Source organism: Lyngbya sp. CCAP 1446/10, from assembly GCF_026130175.1.
Taxonomy (GTDB): domain Bacteria; phylum Cyanobacteriota; class Cyanobacteriia; order Cyanobacteriales; family Microcoleaceae; genus Microcoleus.
Window position 1 is genome coordinate 1 of the sequence record NZ_JAIGNI010000055.1, and the last position, 17,526, is coordinate 17,526.

Annotated in this window: 19 protein-coding genes, 1 rRNA gene and 1 pseudogene; 12 read left to right on the forward strand and 9 right to left on the reverse strand. The window is 44.5% G+C overall.

Going from position 1 to position 17,526, the window contains the following annotated elements; all coding sequences use genetic code 11:
- Positions 1–67, reverse strand: a 16S ribosomal RNA gene (locus tag K4039_RS20455); the annotation flags it as partial.
- Positions 68–549: 482 nt separating this feature from the next.
- On the opposite strand from K4039_RS20455, the gene K4039_RS20460 reads away from it, so the two are divergent.
- From K4039_RS20460 to K4039_RS20470, 3 genes are all read left to right on the forward strand, one after another.
- Positions 550–1,806 carry an ABC transporter substrate-binding protein gene (locus tag K4039_RS20460; RefSeq protein WP_265238001.1) on the forward strand — a complete coding sequence of 419 codons (1,257 nt, stop codon included), beginning with the start codon at positions 550–552 and terminating at the stop codon, positions 1,804–1,806.
- A gap of 102 nt (positions 1,807–1,908) precedes the next feature.
- Complete coding sequence (locus K4039_RS20465) at positions 1,909–2,859, forward strand: branched-chain amino acid ABC transporter permease (RefSeq protein ID WP_265238003.1); 951 nt, start codon at positions 1,909–1,911, stop codon at positions 2,857–2,859.
- Between the two features lie 188 nt (positions 2,860–3,047).
- The gene (locus K4039_RS20470; protein ID WP_265238005.1) at positions 3,048–3,983 is read left to right on the forward strand and encodes a branched-chain amino acid ABC transporter permease; all 936 of its coding nucleotides are present in this window, start codon (positions 3,048–3,050) and stop codon (positions 3,981–3,983) included.
- Between the two features lie 226 nt (positions 3,984–4,209).
- Here the strand turns inward: K4039_RS20470 and K4039_RS20475 are convergent, their stop codons facing one another.
- On the reverse strand, positions 4,210–4,668 hold the full coding sequence (locus K4039_RS20475; protein WP_265238007.1) for a hypothetical protein: 459 nt from the start codon (positions 4,666–4,668) through the stop codon (positions 4,210–4,212).
- 520 nt (positions 4,669–5,188) lie between these two features.
- Here K4039_RS20475 and K4039_RS20480 point away from each other — a divergent pair.
- Positions 5,189–5,698, forward strand: coding sequence for a polynucleotide 5'-hydroxyl-kinase (locus K4039_RS20480; protein WP_265238009.1), 510 nt, complete (start codon positions 5,189–5,191; stop codon positions 5,696–5,698).
- Between the two features lie 161 nt (positions 5,699–5,859).
- On the opposite strand, the gene K4039_RS20485 is transcribed toward K4039_RS20480, so the two are convergent.
- Positions 5,860–7,725, reverse strand: a complete 1,866-nt coding sequence (locus K4039_RS20485; RefSeq protein ID WP_265238010.1) for a serine/threonine-protein kinase — start codon at positions 7,723–7,725, stop codon at positions 5,860–5,862.
- A gap of 436 nt (positions 7,726–8,161) precedes the next feature.
- Positions 8,162–9,121, reverse strand: coding sequence for an aldo/keto reductase (locus K4039_RS20490; protein WP_265238012.1), 960 nt, complete (start codon positions 9,119–9,121; stop codon positions 8,162–8,164).
- 125 nt (positions 9,122–9,246) lie between these two features.
- Here K4039_RS20490 and K4039_RS20495 point away from each other — a divergent pair, with 125 nt between their 5' ends.
- Positions 9,247–9,882, forward strand: a complete 636-nt coding sequence (locus tag K4039_RS20495; RefSeq protein ID WP_265238013.1) for a DUF1802 family protein — start codon at positions 9,247–9,249, stop codon at positions 9,880–9,882.
- A 78-nt stretch (positions 9,883–9,960) separates the two neighbouring features.
- On the opposite strand, the gene K4039_RS20500 is transcribed toward K4039_RS20495, so the two are convergent.
- From K4039_RS20500 to K4039_RS20515, 4 genes are read right to left on the reverse strand one after another with little or no spacing between them, the layout of a single operon-like run.
- Positions 9,961–10,599: an ABC transporter permease gene (locus K4039_RS20500; protein ID WP_265238015.1), complete on the reverse strand. Its 639-nt coding sequence runs from the start codon at positions 10,597–10,599 to the stop codon at positions 9,961–9,963.
- A 33-nt stretch (positions 10,600–10,632) separates the two neighbouring features.
- Positions 10,633–11,094, reverse strand: a complete 462-nt coding sequence (locus tag K4039_RS20505) for a DUF29 domain-containing protein (protein ID WP_265238017.1) — start codon at positions 11,092–11,094, stop codon at positions 10,633–10,635.
- Between the two features lie 53 nt (positions 11,095–11,147).
- On the reverse strand, positions 11,148–11,906 hold the full coding sequence (locus K4039_RS20510; RefSeq protein WP_265238019.1) for an ATP-binding cassette domain-containing protein: 759 nt from the start codon (positions 11,904–11,906) through the stop codon (positions 11,148–11,150).
- 60 nt (positions 11,907–11,966) lie between these two features.
- On the reverse strand, positions 11,967–12,581 hold the full coding sequence (locus K4039_RS20515; protein WP_265238021.1) for an NUDIX hydrolase: 615 nt from the start codon (positions 12,579–12,581) through the stop codon (positions 11,967–11,969).
- Between the two features lie 370 nt (positions 12,582–12,951).
- Here K4039_RS20515 and K4039_RS20520 point away from each other — a divergent pair, with 370 nt between their 5' ends.
- The gene (locus tag K4039_RS20520) at positions 12,952–13,218 is read left to right on the forward strand and encodes a hypothetical protein (protein WP_265238023.1); all 267 of its coding nucleotides are present in this window, start codon (positions 12,952–12,954) and stop codon (positions 13,216–13,218) included.
- 249 nt (positions 13,219–13,467) lie between these two features.
- Here K4039_RS20520 and K4039_RS20525 read toward each other — a convergent pair whose 3' ends face one another.
- Complete coding sequence (locus K4039_RS20525; RefSeq protein ID WP_265238025.1) at positions 13,468–13,887, reverse strand: hypothetical protein; 420 nt, start codon at positions 13,885–13,887, stop codon at positions 13,468–13,470.
- A 508-nt stretch (positions 13,888–14,395) separates the two neighbouring features.
- Here K4039_RS20525 and era point away from each other — a divergent pair.
- The 6 genes and pseudogenes from era (at position 14,396) to K4039_RS20550 (ending at position 17,493) form a co-directional block, all read left to right on the forward strand.
- The gene (gene era, locus K4039_RS20530; protein ID WP_265238063.1) at positions 14,396–15,307 is read left to right on the forward strand and encodes a GTPase Era; all 912 of its coding nucleotides are present in this window, start codon (positions 14,396–14,398) and stop codon (positions 15,305–15,307) included.
- Positions 15,234–15,452 carry a restriction endonuclease subunit S gene (locus K4039_RS29985; protein WP_375339820.1) on the forward strand — a complete coding sequence of 73 codons (219 nt, stop codon included), beginning with the start codon at positions 15,234–15,236 and terminating at the stop codon, positions 15,450–15,452. The genes era and K4039_RS29985 overlap by 74 nt, the downstream gene beginning before the upstream one ends.
- A 42-nt stretch (positions 15,453–15,494) precedes the next feature.
- Entirely contained in the window at positions 15,495–16,094 is a 600-nt protein-coding gene (locus K4039_RS20535; RefSeq protein ID WP_265238027.1) for a Uma2 family endonuclease, read from the forward strand.
- A 316-nt stretch (positions 16,095–16,410) separates the two neighbouring features.
- Positions 16,411–16,642, forward strand: a pseudogene (locus K4039_RS20540) (DUF433 domain-containing protein).
- Positions 16,643–16,729: 87 nt separating this feature from the next.
- On the forward strand, positions 16,730–16,945 hold the full coding sequence (locus K4039_RS20545; protein ID WP_265238029.1) for a hypothetical protein: 216 nt from the start codon (positions 16,730–16,732) through the stop codon (positions 16,943–16,945).
- Positions 16,946–17,193: 248 nt separating this feature from the next.
- Positions 17,194–17,493, forward strand: coding sequence for a type II toxin-antitoxin system VapC family toxin (locus tag K4039_RS20550; protein ID WP_265238031.1), 300 nt, complete (start codon positions 17,194–17,196; stop codon positions 17,491–17,493).
- Positions 17,494–17,526 lie beyond the last annotated feature (33 nt).

The following is a 17,526-nucleotide window of genomic DNA, read 5'->3' on the forward strand; positions in this document are numbered from 1 at the left end:
GTTCGACTTGCATGTGTTAAGCAGACCGCCAGCGTTCATCCTGAGCCAGGATCAAACTCTCCGTTTTGGATTGTTTTTTTGGCTTTTTTGTCAGTTACTCCCACTCAGCATTTCTGCTGGCTTCTTTCCTTGACTTTTTGCTCGTTCTTTGCGATATTAAGTATTAGCTTTCGCTTTCACTCTCTATCTTCATTCTTTTGACGAGGTTTATAGTGCTTTAAGCTTTCAAACTATTCTTTTTTCTAGGTTCAGTTCTGTGCCTGAAGTCCGCGGTGTTAACCGCCTTCTCTCTGGCGCTTTATTAATGTATCAACTCTTCCCTGAGTTGTCAAGCTTTTTTGCAAACTTTTTTTGACTTTTTTGAAACCCATACACCGTAAGGGTTTTCACTGTTGAGTTAGATCAATTTTGCTATTGCCGGGTTCTGCTTCTCCGGATATCGCTTATTTCGATCGGTATTAGTAAGGTTTTTTCAGGGGACTCTTCCGCCAATGGGTAGAATATCTGTACAGACAGATGTTCTATATATATATATGTGTTCGATCGCCCATGAAAAACCCTACTACTCGTCCTAGTGCCTTGTTCGTTACCTGCGCTTCACTGCTGATCGCTTGCAGTCAGACCAATACTCCCCAGACCTCTACAACAGTATCTACAGCTACTTCGCCATCTCCGGCAACTTCGCCACAGGGTGCTGCTACGGCGAACTCAGCCGCTATTCCCATTGGAGTTGGGGTGGCGCAAACTAGCAATGTCGCCTTACTCGGCCAGGAACAGGTGGCTGGGGTGAAAATTGCTGAGAAGTATTTCAACGATCGCGGCGGTGTGGATGGGACGCCGATTAAACTGGTGTTTCAGGATACGGGTGGAGATGAACAGGGGGCGATCAATGCCTTCAATACTCTGATCAATCAGGATAAGGTGGTGGGTATTGTGGGCCCTACTCTATCGCAACAGGCTTTTGGTGCCGATCCGATCGCCGATCGCGCCCAAGTTCCCGTGCTCGCACCTTCCAACACAGCTAAAGGCATTCCCCAGATTGGCGATTATGTCGCCAGAGTCTCCGCGCCCGTGGCAGTCGTAGCACCTAACGCAGTTAAAGCGGCCCTCAAGCAAAATCCCAATATCAAAAAAGTAGCCGTGTTTTTTGCTCAGAATGATGCTTTTAGCAAATCTGAGACTGAAACTTTCCAGAAAACGGTTAAAGAGATGGGACTGGAATTGGCAACAGTCCAAAAATTCTTGACTACTGATACAGATTTCCAATCTCAAGCCACTAATGCGATCAATGTCAAGCCCGATTTGATAATTATTTCCGGGTTGGCCGCAGACGGAGGCAATTTAATTAAGCAGTTGCGGGAGTTGGGCTACAAAGGCGTTATTATTGGGGGCAACGGTCTGAATACTTCCAATGTATTTACTGTTTGCAAGGCTCTTTGCGATGGGGTTTTGATTGCCCAAGCATACAGCCCGGAATATCAGAATGAAGTTAATAAGGCTTTCCGCGACGCTTATCGCGCCCAATTTAAGAAAGAACCGCCTCAGTTTAGCGCTCAAGCTTTTACTGGGGTACAAGTTTTTGTTGAGTCATTAAAAGCAATTAATGCTCAGTCTAAGGTGAGGGAAAAGCCTTTGGCAGAATTGCGGACAAAGCTGAATCAGCAGTTGTTGATAGGCAAGTACGATACGCCTTTAGGGGAAATTTCTTTTACGCCGGAAGGTGAAATTAATCAGAAAGAGTTTTATGTGGCACGGATTAAAATGGATGCGGATGGAAATAACGGTAGGTTTGAATTTTTGAAATGAATCAACAGGGAAGTTCGGCAACGGATTTAACGGATAGAAGGAAGATTTTTAGTTTGTCGATAGATGAATGATTTAATATTGATGCGTAATTCGTGACTGGCGATGGATTTAACTCTGTTTTTGCAACAATTTTTGAATGGTTTGTCGATCGGCAGCGTGTATGCTATTTTCGCGCTGGGATACACGCTGGTGTTTTCTATTCTAGGAATTATTAATTTTGCTCACGGTGCAGTGTTTACTTTGGGTGCTTATTTCACCTATACGCTGATGGGGGGCGCTTTCGGTTTCAACGGGTTGTTGGCTAATGCGAGAATTCCCGTGCAATTGCCTTTTGCTGTGGCGCTAATTTTGGGTAGTACACTGGCTGGTTTGGTGGGAGTCATTGTGGAAAGAGTTGCTTTTTTGCCTTTGCGCCGCAGAAGCTCAGATCCTTTGCTGACGGTGGTTTCTAGTTTGGGGGCGGCGGTGGCGATCGCCAATATCATTCAATATCTTGTCGGGGCGGAAATCTACACTTTTCCAGCTAATACCTACGGTAATTTGCCAGCAGCTATTAACTTTGGTACGGCGGATCGACAGATTCCGATTCGCACTGTGCAAATAATAATTTTTGGTGTGGCTGTGGCGATCGTTAGTCTGCTAACTTACTTGATAAATTTCACGAAGTTTGGTAAGGCAATGCAGGCGGTGGCGGAAGATGCTACTACTTCTAGTCTGTTGGGTATTGATACTGACAGATATATTGTTTTGACGTTTTTTGTGAGCAGTTTTCTAGCGGGTTTGGCGGGGGGTTTGGTGGGTTCTAGTGTTAGTATTGCTGGGCCGTATTTTGGGATTGCTTTTGGTTTGAAGGGTTTGGCTGTGATTGTGCTGGGCGGCTTGGGGAGTATTCCTGGGGCTGTTTTTGGTGGGTTTATGATTGGTTTGGTGGAGGCTTTTGTGCCGGGAGATTTTTCGGCTTATAAGGATGCTGTGGCTTTTGCGATATTGTTTATTATGCTGTTGGTTAGGCCGCAGGGTTTGTTTGGGCGGCGTTTGATTGAAAAGGTGTAAGATGATTCGATTGAAATTGGGGCAACAACGGGGGGATTGCCCCTACGGAAACTAATTAGATCGGAATGATTTAACCGCAGAGTACGCAGAGTACGCAGAGAAAGAGAAGAGAGAAATAAATGATTATGATGGGACTGGATTTGAGATTAAGTTGGTGTTTAAGTATGTTTATTATTTAAACTAAAATCATGGCTACATTTTTTACTACTTATGGGTTTCTGATTGTCTCGATGTTGCTGGGTGCAATGTTGGGATTGTCGTTATATTTGCCTTTGATGACTGGGCAGTTGTCTCTGGCTAGCCCCGGTTTTTATGCTTTGGGTGGCTATATTGCGGCGATTTTGTCTACGACGGTGTTTCAAACGACGGGGGGGTTGTTTCCGCTGCCGCTGCTGTTATTGGAGATGATAATTGCAGGGGCTGTTTCGGGGTTGCTGGGTATTTTGGTGGGTATTCCGGCGCTGCGGTTGCGGGGGATTTATTTGGCGATCGCCACTATTGCTTTTGTGGAGATTCTGCGGGTTTTATCCCTGAATCTGGACATCACTGGCGGGGCTGTGGGGATTTTTGGGATTCCGCAACCGTTTGGGACTCCGATCGAGTATTTGTGGATTGTACTGCCTTTGCTGCTGGTAAGTATGGCGATTCTGTACCGGCTGGAACGGATTCGGGTGGGGCGGGCTTTTGCGGCGATTCGGGCTGATGAGTTGGCGGCTGATGCGATCGGCATTAACCCGACTTTTTATAAGGTTCTGGCTTTTACATTGGGTGCTATTTTAGCAGGGGTTGTGGGTGCGGTTAGCGCGCATTTCCTCAATACTTGGAACGCCCGTCAAGGTACTTTTGATGCTAGTATTATTTACTTGACTTCTGTGTTGATTGGTGGTAGCAGAACGTTTGTCGGGTCTGTTTTGGGCGGGATGGTTTTTACTGCTTTACCGGAGGTTTTGAGGGGGATGGCGACTATTCAGGGATTGCCGGTTTGGTTGGCGCAATTTCTGCGGGATGGGCGGTTAATTATTTTTGGGTTGCTGATTGTAGTAGGGACGATATTTTTTCCGCAAGGGTTGGTGACGCCGGAGTTGTTGAAGAGGTGGAAGAAGGGCGATCGCAATTCTGTTTAAAATTTGATTTTTGGTTGTGATGGCTACCAGTTACCCGCTTTAACGTCTCGCCTAAAAGAGCGATCGCCCTGTCGGTAAAAAAAGACAAGGTGCGATCGCATCTACACTTCTACACTTTTCATCTACAGGGCGAGCGCTCAAAAAAGTAAAGGGCAATCGCCTTACAAATAAGGTGGGAATTACCTGCCCTATTTGTAAGGCGATAGAGGCCATAATACCCAAGATTTTATCCAGGATTTGGGCAAGTACCAATATTTGTCAAACCTCGAGAGATATCTTCTAGAGAAGAACCTGGGTGCGGGTCTCCAAATTTCTGGCGTAACAATCCGAACAATGACGGTCCTACGTGGCAAATCTCTTGACGGGAGTTGATGTACATCACTTTGCCTTGGTTGTTTGGTGGCACATAAAGCCCTTGAGGCCATAGACAACCACCTCGAAAATTATAGGGGGTAAAAGGTGCATTTCCTCTACTCGGCATACCTCTATTAACGAATAGCGTCAACTGGGCTGGACCGACAATGTGACACGAAGTTTTCTCAGTGTTATTCCAGTAATAGCCGTGACCTTGACTCCCATAGATACCAGATGGGATGTTTGGAGGTGGTGGATTCTGAGCTACCCCTGATATTGTAGAAGCAAAAATTCCAACTCCAGAAATCATGCCTACAATCAATTTTTTCATACTTATCTCCTTTTACGGATTCATATTTAACAATCTAAGTGTCAAACAATACCTTCCCAATCAAAACTCAAGACCGATCGCCCTGTCAGTCGGATTGAGTCGGAACTTTTCCAGAAAAATTTGCTCCACTGTCGGAAAGATCGGATAATATCGGAAAAACCTGGGTATCTGATCGATCTATGGACATCGCAGAAGTCTTAAAACTGGTAGATGAAGTTCTGTTCACCAATACAGGCGATCGCCCAAAATATCTAAGATAATTTAGAAGTGCGATCGCAACTCGCAACCTAGTAAAGCACCATCGGTCGCTATTGGAGATTGGGATTAGATGTACACTCCCTTCTTCCAGCGAAGCTGATTTTTATCCTTTTCCACATCATAGACCGATCGCTCAAAACTGAAAAGGGAAAAAAGACGGAAAAAGACGGGTATTTATAAAAATTGGATGCAAGGCGGATAAAGACGGATAAAGACGGATAAAGTCGGCTATACTAACTCTAGTTCTCTGACACCTCCACTGATGGACACTGCCCATATATTGCAATTTGTAGATGAAGCGCTCAACGCGAAAACAGGCAAACATCTCAATGACTTGCAGCGTAAAATTATCGAGGGAATACTGAAGCGACAAAAGTATTCTGATATTGCAGATACTTATGGCTGTACGCCTGGTCATGCTAAGGATATAGGTTACGAGCTTTTGCAATTGTTATCGGAGGTTTTTGATGAACCAGTTGATAAGGGTAATCTGGAATCTGTTCTAGAACGGCAATTAAATCTGAATATCAATTTGGGCGATAGAAATACTACTAATTTTGGTAATAGCAACACAATTAACTATATCAATACTTGCTCAGAAGTACCCACTACTACCCCCGATAAAAGTCAGCCTCCGAATCCTGAATCTCAGGGCAACAATAATCAAGTTAAGATTGAAGCGGTGGGTAAGTTACGGCAGCTTGGCTTGAGCGATGAGCAAATTGCAGAGGTGCTAGGCTTAGCCTTGGAGGTAGTGAAGCAGATGGATTGAAAAGAATGAGTTTATTAAAAGTCTAGTAAGGGTTCATTAACTCAATTGTTGTACGAGAGCCCAGGATACCTACTGTAGTCATATCTCCTTCTCTATCTGTTGTTTACTAATTGTAACATTCAAAATGCTATATTATGCGATCGCAATTCAATTGCTGCGATTTACACAATATTGTGCCAGATTTTAATAGTTTTGTCGCTGCTGCCGCTAGCCAAAAACTCTCCTTCCGGGCTAAAATTAACAGAATAGACAGAGTTATTATGACCAGCAATATTACAAAGTTCTTGACCATTTTTAACCCGCCAAATCTTGATAGTTTGATTGCTACTGCTCGCAATTACTGCACCATCGGGACTAAACGCGATCGAATCTACATACCAAGAATGACCAGCAATTGTTAAAACTTCTTGCCAATCTTTGACCCACCAAATTTTGATAGTATTGTCGTGACTGCCGCTTGCCATAAACTCTCCATTGGGACTAAAAGCCACACAACGCACGCAGTCTGTATGACCAGTCAGCGTGCGAATTAACTTGCCATCTTTGACTCGCCAAATCTTAATGGTTCTGTCCCAACTGCTGCTAGCCAGAGTTTCTCCGTCTGGACTGAAGGCGACGCAGTAAACTAAGTTAATGTGACCGCCAAATGTGCGAATTTCTTGCCCGTCTTTCACGCGCCAAAGCTTAATTGTTTTGTCCCAACTGCTGCTAGCTAGGGTTTCCCCGTCTGGACTGAAAGTTAAGCCATAAACTGAGTTGCTGTGACCTGCAAGCGTGCGAATTTCTTGCCCGTCTTTCATCCGCCAAAGTTTGATTGTTTTGTCGTGGCTGCTGCTGGCAAGTGTCTTTCCGTCGGGGCTAAAAATTACTGTATGAACTGAGTTGGCGTGTCCTGCGAGAGTTACTATTTCTTGCCCGTCTTGTACTTGCCAAAGCTTGATTGTTTTGTCATCGCTACCGCTGGCGACAACTTCTCCGTTAGGACTGAAAGCTACAGAGGAAATTAAGTTTTTGTGTCCGGTTAAGGTGTGAATACATTGCCAGTTATGAGTTGGCTGTGGGGGCGGATTGGGATTGGCTGCGGGTTTGACTAATTTGGTAATTGTTTGAGGAATGGTGAGTTTACTAGCTGCTTCTGGATTCAGTTGGGTTAAGACTTCAACAGCCGTTTGATAGCGACGGTTCGTAGCATTTTCAATCAGTTGGTCTAAGATTTTACCCATTTCTTCACTCACCGGGTTGTTTGCCAAATATTGCCGCCAAATCCAGGCATCTTCGCCCGGATCGAAGAGGTCAAAGGGGGAAACTTGAGTTAGCAAATACAGGCAAGTTACGCCTAAACTGTACAAGTCGCTGGTGAAAAATGCTTTGCCTCGGGCTTGTTCGGGGGCGATGTATTCGGGGCTGCCGATGCTGGTTCCTGTTTTGAGTAAGGCTGTACCTGTGGCTATTTTGGCGGCACCAAAGTCTACTAAAACTAATTGTTTGTCGGCGCGGCGGATGATGTTTTCGGGTTTGATGTCTCGGTGAATAACGTTGTGGGAATGGATGAAGTGCAGGACGGGTAGTAAGCTATTTAGTAAGTCTTTAATCTGAGTTTCTGTAAATGTGCCTTCTGTTGCGATGATTTGTGCTAGGTTTTGTCCGTCGATGAATTCTTGGACTACATATTGTCGGTTGTCTTGGATGGAATAGGCTAATAGTTCGGGAATTTGAGGGTGTTTTCCCAATTCGTCTAATCGCATTGCTTCTTGTTCAAAAAGTTCGGCGGCTTTTTTGCTGTTGCGATTGCTGGCTGATGGGATGAGTTGGCTTTCTGCTGGTAAGAATTGTTTGATGACGCAGCGGGGTTTTGATGGTTTGTCTTCGTCAACGGCGAGGAATGTTCTGCCAAAACCTCCTTGTCCGATCGCCTTTATGGCCCGATATCTGTCGCGCAACAGCAGTTTTGACCGGCAATTTCGGCAAATTTTGGCTGTATCCGGGTTTTCGGGCTTGGAACAGTTGGGGTTTAGACAATAACTCATTCGATTTTAGATTGGGGATTTGGGATTTTAGATAAGATAAGACGGCGGTTGAAACCGCGTCTACACAAACGAAGATTTTAGATAAGACGGCGGTTGAAACCGCGTTTACACAAACGAAGATTTTAGATAAGACGGCGGTTGAAACCGCATTTACACAAACGAAGATTTTAGATAAGACGGCGGTTGAAACCGCGTCTACACAAACGAAGATTTTAGATAAGACGGCGGTTGAAACCGCGTCTACACAAACGAAGATTTTAGATAAGACGGCGGTTGAAACCGCGTCTACACAAACGAAGTCCGCCTCCGCGGACTGAAGAAAATAACTGAATAAAATAACAAAATTTTAACCGCCTGGTCTTCAACCCGCGCACCATCCGGGTTTTGTTTGTATAGACGCGGTTTCAACCGCCCGGTCTTCTTATCCCAAGCTATTTTAAAAGTTCCACATGACTGGGTTGTCGTCTAAACTATCTGTGACTGTTCGCCCGATCGCATCAATCTCTTTTAAGTCCTCCTGACTCAGCTTTACTTCGGCAGCTTTGGCGTTAGCAGTGGCTTGTTCGGCATTACGCGCGCCAACAATTGCGTTGGTTTGCGGCTGGGCGATTAACCACGCTAATGCTAAATTTCCCAAGCTTGTTTGGTGGCGATCGGCAATTGGTCTGAGTTGAGTTAATGCTGTTTGAACTCTGGCGTAATTTTCTTTGATAAACAGCTTGCTTTTGGCGCGGTGATCGCCTTCTTCAAATTTGTGTTCGGGCCCAAATTTACCTGTTAATATTCCTTGAGCTAGAGATGAGTAGGCAATGATTGAGATATGATTGTCGGCACAGTAGGACATGGCCTCTTTTTCTACCCAGCGCCAAAACAGAGAATAGGGCGGTTGCAAGCTGTCGATGCGTCCGTATTGGGCGGCTTCTGCTATTTGGGCGCGGGAAAAGTTGGAAACACCGATCGCCCGAATCTTCCCCTGTTCTTTTAATTTGTTCAGCGCGTCCATTGTTTCTGCAATGGGTACTAACTCGGAATTCCAAGTCCCGGCTGGCCAGTGAATTTGGTAAAGGTCAATATAATCGGTGTTGAGGTTTTTTAGCGATCGATCGCACGCCTCGACTACCAAATCGGGTTTAAGGTGGTTGGCAAAAACTTTGCTAGCATAAACTACTTGCGATCGCACATCTGAAAGCGCTTGACCGATAATTTGTTCCGAATGTCCTTCTCCGTAAGCCTCAGCCGTATCAAAGGTAGTAATACCGGCATCAAAAGCGGCGCGCATTGCTTTGATAGTTTCAGCATCCTCAATTCCGACCCACATCCGCTTCCCAGCTTGCCAAGTTCCCATAATTATCGGGCTAATTTGAATTTCCGATGTCCCCAATTGTCGCTTTTCCATAGCTATAGCCCTAATTTGAATTTTTACTATTTACCCTCAAACTATCTAATTTTAACAGAAAAAAGTTGTTATAATTGCTGTCAAGTACCGATTTTGTTACTTTGGTTAAAATCCAACTAAATCCTATGAAATCAACTACTCGCGCGCTGAAAGAATGGAATGTAGCGGTTAATGCTTTGGAAACTGGCAAAACGATTGTGCTGTTGCGAAAGGGGGGCATTCGCGAGCAAGCAGGACAGTTTAATGTTGCTGACAAGCAGGTTTTGCTTTATCCAACATTTGAACACCAACAGCCTGATTTATTAAAGCCGGATTTTGCGAGTCAGGTAAAAACTGTAGAATCTGGTTGGCATCCAGAAATGATTAGAATCGGCAGTTGGGCTGAGATTACCGATGTTTTTTTAGTAGCTTGGGAACCTGCAATTACGGCGTTTTTTCCTTACCATATTTGGAATGAAAAATTTGTCGGCGATCGCCTGAAATGGAAACAAAATCAGCCAATTTATATTTTATTACTGCGGGCTTATCGGTTAGCAGAAACTGTAGAGATTCCGTACATTACTGCCTACGGCGGTTGCCGTTCTTGGATAGATTTGGCTACTCCTATTTCCCTGGAGGGAAGCGAAGCTGTTTTGGGCGATCGAGAGTATATTGAACGCTCAAATGAAATCCGTAATCTGATCGCGAATCCTCCGAAGCTTGCAGAAGAACAGGCGGTTGAAACCGTGTCTATACAAACAAAACCAACCTCCGTGGGTTGAAGAATGGGCGGTGAAAATAACCTAAAACATAATTTTCTTCAGTCTGCGGAGGCAGACTTCGTTTTTGTAGACGCGGTTTCAACCGCCGTCTGATCTTTTCGAGAGGTGTCCTTCCACTAAACCCAGCCCAAAATCTGCCGCTAATGCCATTAAAGCTGACGGAATTGCCCCAGCTAAAAGTAACTGATTGTTGACTGTAGCAACGCCGCGAAAAATAAACACGCCCAAGCCGCCGGCACCAATTGCAGCGGCGATCGTTGTTAGCCCGATCGCAATTACCGCAGCAACTCGCACCCCCGCCAGAATCACACCCAGGGCTAGGGGAAGTTCGACTTGCCATAACACTTGCAGATCCGTCATTCCCATGCCTCTCCCGGCTTCCGTAATCGCCGGATCGACGCCAACAATCCCGGTATAAGTGTTGCGGATAATCGGCAGTAGGGAATAGAGTGTGAGGGCGATGATTGCCGTGCGATCGCCTATTCCTCCCAAAACGGGCATCGGAATTAGCAAGCCAAACAAAGCTAAACTGGGAATTGTTTGCATAATATTTGCAAATCCCAAAATCGGCTTTTTCAATTTTGGTTTTCTCGTGACTAAAATCCCGAGGGGAATCCCCACAATAATTGCGATCGAAATTGCCACAGTTACTAAATATAAGTGTTCGAGTACGCGCTGAATTATCTCAGCGCCATAGCGATTTAAAAATTCTATCATCGGGTAATTGGTTATTCCTGATTGCTGTCAATCTTATAAATCATTTTCCATTTCAGGACTTGGTTCACCAGGATAGAAGCGAGAGTCCAGAATTTCCTCTAAGCTGTAAAAGCAGTTTGGAGGAAAGGTTTTGAGAGGTAAATCGGTTTCTCCTACTGCCAAATCTCTACCGTTTTGATAAGCTTCTTGGAAAGCTTCTTGCAAGTAAGGTTTCAGACTTGGGTTATCCTGTATCAGCCTCTGAGTGTCCCGCCGCTGCACTCGAATTGTAGACAACCAGCTACGACTGCGCTGCTGGGGCTGATATTGCCACTTCAGCAAATGTCCTAGCAAAATGCTCAAACGATTTCTAAGTTCTTGACGTTCCTGTTTGCCCAAAGATTCAATTTCCTCAATTAAATTTGACAAGTCAAGTTCACTCCACTGACGCTTGCGAAGTAACTTGGCTTGTTGTTGTGTCCAAGCATAGAAGTCTGTCTGGTAAAGACTGTGCATCGTTTGATTGTCAGCTTAGTTACTAAAAATATATTATCAAAATTTTGCTAAAATCATTCAAATTTAGCTACTTGCAAACATTCAAGAAATGCGCGAGCTTCTGGATGCTGAGATTTTAGAAAATCATCGGGCGATCCCAATTCAACTAACCGTCCATCCTGCATCAAACCAATTTTAGAAGCTAACAAAAAAGCTTCTTGAATGCTGTGAGTCACAAAAATCACAGTTTTGCCCAGTTGCTGCTGCAATTGACCGAATTCTCGCTGCAATTCTAGGCGAGTAATGGGGTCTAAAGCGCCAAACGGTTCGTCCATTAACAGCAGTGGAGGGTCAGCCGCCAGTGCTCTGGCGACACCCACGCGCTGCCGCTGTCCGCCAGATAACTGATGGGGATAACGTTTGGCGAAGTGCTGCGGATCGAGGTTGACTAATTCTAACAGTTGGCGGACGCGAGATTGAATGCGATCGCCCTCCCAACCTTCCAGTTTCGGGACTAAACCGACGTTTTGCTCGACGGTAAAATGGGGAAACAAACCGATTTCTTGAATCACATAGCCAATTTTTCGCCGCAATTGAATGGGGCTCCATTCAGTTGTCGATTTTCCCATGACAAGCACTTCGCCGCTGGTTGGCGTGAGTAAATTGTTAATCAATTTCATGGTGGTAGTTTTGCCACTACCGCTGCGTCCCAGCAATACTAAAACTTCTCCTTGGAGCACTTTAAAATTAATTTTTTCTACTAAATGCCTGCGATTGAGGCGATATGTAACATCGAGGCATTCGACAGCAACTTCATGATTATTGACAGCCATGATTAGTTTCGGTGATGTTGGTTGTAATAAATCGTCAATCGGCTAGTGTGGCGGGAAAATCTAAAATCTAAAATCGTCGTGGTTTTGCCATTCTAGCAATAATGCTCGACATTGGAGGCAAGTTAATTTTTTGAGCAAGTCGCGAATTCCGTCGGGGGTTACAGGATATACGGCACCGAGAAGTTCGGGGTTTACTGTGACTGTCGGGTGCAATTCTGCTACAAAACCGTAGAGTTTTTGATTGGAGAATGAACTGTTGATTGCCCAGCCTGTGGTGTTGATTGGTTGGATGCGGGCGATCGCACTTTCAGTCACACCTAATTCCTTCTTTATTATACCTGGAACTGCGGCTGCTGGCGTTGTGTCTTCTGGTACGCGACCGCCGGGAAAATCGAGGGTGGCGGATGCCACGCCGGGGCGATACATCGGTGAGGGAAACAACAATTTGTCAGATTGAACAGTCAAGATTACAACTGAATCTGCTCTTTCTACCCGCCAATATTCTACTATTTTTCCTTCGGTAGTTTCGAGATGTTCGGCGATTAGCTTTACCCAGTGAGAGTTGATTTCTACAAAACGATCTAGAGTTTTCCAATGGGATTTGGCAGTTTGGTTCATATCAGAAGGAAGTTCGGCAACGAATTTTGTAACGGATGTAACGGATGGATATTGCATGAGGATCAGAAACCGGGTTTTTGGCGTCTACTTCGTTGCATCCCACAGATTCGGTAAAAAACCCGGTTTCTAAGAGTCGGAGTGCGTCCAAGACTGAGGAATTAAGAACCTCCTAGCCGTCGGGTGCGGTTGCTGTGAATCCGATGTTTTTACGATCGTAATTGATCGCTGTCGATCGCCCAAATAGCCGATCGACCTTTCCACCTTAGAGCCACTTGAGCCCCTCTCGATTGTAAATTTTTGTAACAAACTACACATTGACCCAGATAATTCAGTAACATAGACTACATAATCAAAATTTATCTGCCGCTCTGGGTTGTTAAAACCCCGCAAGGAGTGCAGACTCTTAGCTCGACAGACAGGAGTAATTATGCAACTACAAACAGATATTCGTACTTGGCAATCGCAACAAACGCTAGCTGGCGCCGCGAGTGCCTTCGACTGGGAAAAATTTGGCTGCGCCGTACCTGCACCCAAATTGGTTCCTTCGATGTGGGTCAAATTGTTCAATCCCCCAACAGCATTCAGTTTTGACGAAGCATGGCTGTTGTGTCAGTGTTCCGAGGAAAAGTGGCTAGCTTGGATTCCTGATTATGGGGAAATTTTGCTAAGTACGAATGAATTTTGTGCTACTTAATCGAGAATTAAAGTGTTAAAATCCATATGCTCAGGGATTCACAGCATATTTTTGGGAAAAAACAGGTTTCTCTGGAATTATCTCGTTTGTAGTGAGGAATTTAGTCCTCAGAAATTAAGAAGGACTAAAGTCCTCACTACAAACCAATTAATTGACATTTTGCAACAAAAAGAGCAATAGAAAGTCTATTGCTCTTTTTGTGTAAAAACAGTCTCTAGTTTTTGTCTTCAGACAGCGGAACTGACTCGCTTATTTGCAAACTGCACGGTTATTTGCGTTTCTGACAATCGTGCCTACTTTGCCATTAATCATAATCGGGTTCTTGGTGCTGGCCCGGATCAAGCGGGGCTGTTTACCCAGACATTCTTTGATTGATTCTGCCCAGGTGGTGAGAGCGCTGGTGTATTCTGTACGAGTCGCTGGTGCGCGAAACTCATCGGTAATTAGGTGATCCGTGGTGATGCTGGTGTCAGTAGCAACATTGGTAATAATAGGAAAGTCAAAGGCTTTGGGCAAGGTTCTTTCAGGAATTTTGCCTGGTACCATCTGGTAGTTCATTGAGCCACCTTTGTAGTCAATACCTGCTTGGGGGGCTGTTTGAGCGAAGGCGGGAATAGGCAAGCTGGCTACCAAGACGGTGCAGCAACTCCAAAATAATTTCGATTTCATCCGATTCATCTCCTCAACTTTATGACGGTTAGCATTAATTAGATAGTCTCCAAAAACATTAGCTTCAATTAGAAAAAATATGATGCTAATGAACTTTTATCTAGATTTTGACCTACCTAATTTATTACCAGACATCTTCAAAAGTGTAAAAACTGGTTGGTCTGACAAACTGTAGAATGGTTTCAGTTGAGTAAGATATTTACACATCTGAAGTTGTTACAGCATTGGAGACTCGGTTTTACCAGAATGATTCATTTTTGAGCGATGTTATGGGAACTTTATCAAAGTTTGTCTCAGATATCAAGTTTTGTCGATCGCACATCACATCTTAACACTGTCCCAGCAGCTCGATCGCCCTTTGAGTGTTATGCGCTATACCAGGGCTTTGAAAGATGCTACAGTGCATCAATGGGCGTTTGAGTGTTTTCAAGCGACAATAGGCAGAGAAGGGGCTTGAAAATAGGTGAATTTAGTGGAAGATAGCAAGATTATAGACTTATCGGAAATCATGAGTGTTCCCGCGGCTCCTGCGGGTTACAAATCGGGCTTTGTGGGTATTATCGGGCGCACGAATGTCGGCAAATCCACGCTGATGAATCAGTTGGTGGGGCAGAAAATTGCGATTACTTCGCCGGTGTCTCAGACGACTCGCAACAGGCTACGGGGCATCCTGACGACGGATGAAGCACAAATTATTTTTGTCGATACTCCGGGCATTCACAAGCCACACCACGAACTGGGTAAGGTTTTGGTGCAGAATGCCCGCACCGCGATTCAGTCGGTGGATGTGGTACTGTTTGTGGTGGATGGTTCGGTGGAATCCGGTGGGGGCGATCGATATATTGTCGAAATTCTCAGCAATTGCAAAATTCCGGTGATTTTGGGGATGAATAAGCTGGACGAACAACCGGAGGATTCCGTGTTGATCGATCGCACTTACGAGCAAATTGTCAATCCTGAGTGGCCAGTCGTCAAGTTTTCGGCGCTCACGGGCGAGGGTGTCGAACCGCTGCAACAATTGTTAATCGAACATCTGGAGGTTGGGCCCTATTATTATCCGCCAGATTTGGTCACAGACCAGCCGGAACGCTTTATTATGGGCGAGTTGATTCGGGAACAGATTTTGCTGCTGACGCGGGAAGAAGTGCCGCATTCCGTAGCAATCGCGATCGACATTGTTCAAGAAGAAGCCAAAATTACGCGCATTCTGGCGACAATTCACGTCGAACGGGATTCCCAAAAAGGTATTTTAATCGGTAAAAGCGGCAGTATGCTCAAGTCGATCGGCAGTGCGGCCCGCGAACAGATTCAAAAGTTGATTGAGGGTAAAGTGTATTTGGAGCTCTTTGTCAAGGTGCAGCCGAAGTGGCGGCAGTCCCGCACTCGTTTGGCGGAATTGGGCTATCGCGTGGAAGAGTAAAATTATTGAAGTTCCATCCAAAGAAGAACAAGAAAAAATAGCTAATTTTTTGACTGCGATCGATAAAAAGATTGAAGTTATTGCCCAACAAATCGAATTAACTAAGCAATTCAAAAAAGGGTTACTGCAAAAAATGTTTGTGTAAATCGTTAAAATAGTACCAAAGCTAACCAAGGAATGATGTCCCATGATTGCCATTAAAGAAAACTTTCCCCAACTCTCCCCCGAAGAATACTTTGCTTGGGAAGAAAAGCAACTCGAAAAACACGAATACATCGACGGTCAAGTTTATCCTATGGGCATCTGTGGGATGAGCGGCGGCAGTAAAAACCATAGCTTACTTGCTGTCAAATTTATCACATTATTTAGTAATCATTTAGAAGGGAGTAGCTGCGACACCGCAACTTCAGACCTAAGAATTAACATTGTTGGCACAAATAACTACATCTACCCCGATGTCAGCGTCACCTGCGACGATCGCGATAAAACCACAACCCAATATATTACCTATCCCAGCCTTATCGTTGAAGTTCTCTCTCCTAGCACCGAAGCATACGATCGCGGCGGCAAATTTAGAATGTACAGTAAAAATTCAGCCTTACAAGATTATTTATTAGTCAGTTCCACCAGCATCGAAATAGATTTTTATCACAAAAAAGATACAGGTGAATGGCTGATCATCAACTACCAAGCAGGCGATACCATAGAACTCAAAAGCATTAACCTAAGTTTTGCGATCGAGCAAATTTATCGAAACCTCGACCTTACCCCAGAAACAACACCTTAAAATTGAAAAAAGGCTTACTGCAAAAAATGTTTGTGTAAATCTTTAAAATAGTACCAAAGCTAACCAAGGATAAACCCATGTTAACCCTAGAAATGGCAATCCAAAAAATCCAACAATTCCCCCCGAACAACGCAATAAAGTTATTAAATATATCGAATTTCTGGAATCTCAAGCCCATCGACAAGCTGAATTTCCCACTTATAGCAATTCTGTTTGAAGCTACACAGAATGGGAAAATGGGAAGCCTGAAATCCTTTCCTGTAAAGGATACATTCTATGCAGCTTCACAGAAAAATGCTATTACCGAGTGTTTTTTATGAACTACCGAAACCACATCACGATCGAAGCAAATAAACGCGGTGGTAAGCCTTGTGTACGCGGCTTGCGAATTACGGTTTATGAAGTGCTTGAGTACCTGGCTTCCGAGATGACCGAAGCAGAAATTCAAGGGCGATTTCCCCGATTTGACGCGAGAAGATTTAAAAGCCTGTATTGCTTATGCTGCTGACCGTGAGCGTCGGTTTATGACTGCGACCTTATCGGCATGAAATTACTTTTTGATGAAAAATTGTCACCCAAGGGGTATTTTTTCATCATTTTTTATAGAATAGGAAGGATTAATTAGGGAAACTCAAATGGCAATTAACACTTCTTTAGAGGAACGGCTTGCAGCAGTGGAAGCAGCGATCGCACAGTTGCAGAAGCAAATTGTGGCTTCTCAACCGACAAATTGGTTGCAACAGATTATAGGGTCTTTCAAAGATGAACCTGCCTTTGAAGAGCTACTTGCCTATGGACGAGCGATTCGCCAAGGGGATGAGTCTCTCCTCGAAGCTCAAGATGAGCTATGAAATATTTACTGGATACGGATCATCTGAGTATTCTTCAACGTCAAGCAGGCATAGATTTTAGCAACCTTTCGACGCGCATGGCTCAGTACGCGCTATCAGATTTTGCCGTATCGACTGTAACGTTTCATGAACAGATGCTTGGCTGTCACGCTTATATTAATCGTGCTCGTAACCCGGATGACGTAGTGAGAGGGTATACAATAGACCTCTTGCAAAAATCCTTTTAATCAAATTCTGGAACGGGCAAGATGCCCATTCCACAAGAAAAAAAATTTTGTGGGATGGGCATCTTGCCCGTCCTAGTTATTTTTGCAAGAGGTCTAATGATGGCGCGGCTCGTTAGTGACTTCAAAGTGTTGCCCCTTGTCTCATTCGATGCAGGTGCGGCTACAACATTTGATCGATTACAGTCACAACGGATTCAACTGGCAAAGATGGATGCTCGGATCGCGGCAATTGCAATGTTCCGTGGGTTGATTTTGTTAACCCGTAATCATAGAGATTTTGCTAAAGTAACAGGGTTATCGATCGAAGATTGGACAGTTTAAAGCGTCAGTAGAAATAGTAGTCAATCCCGTTGC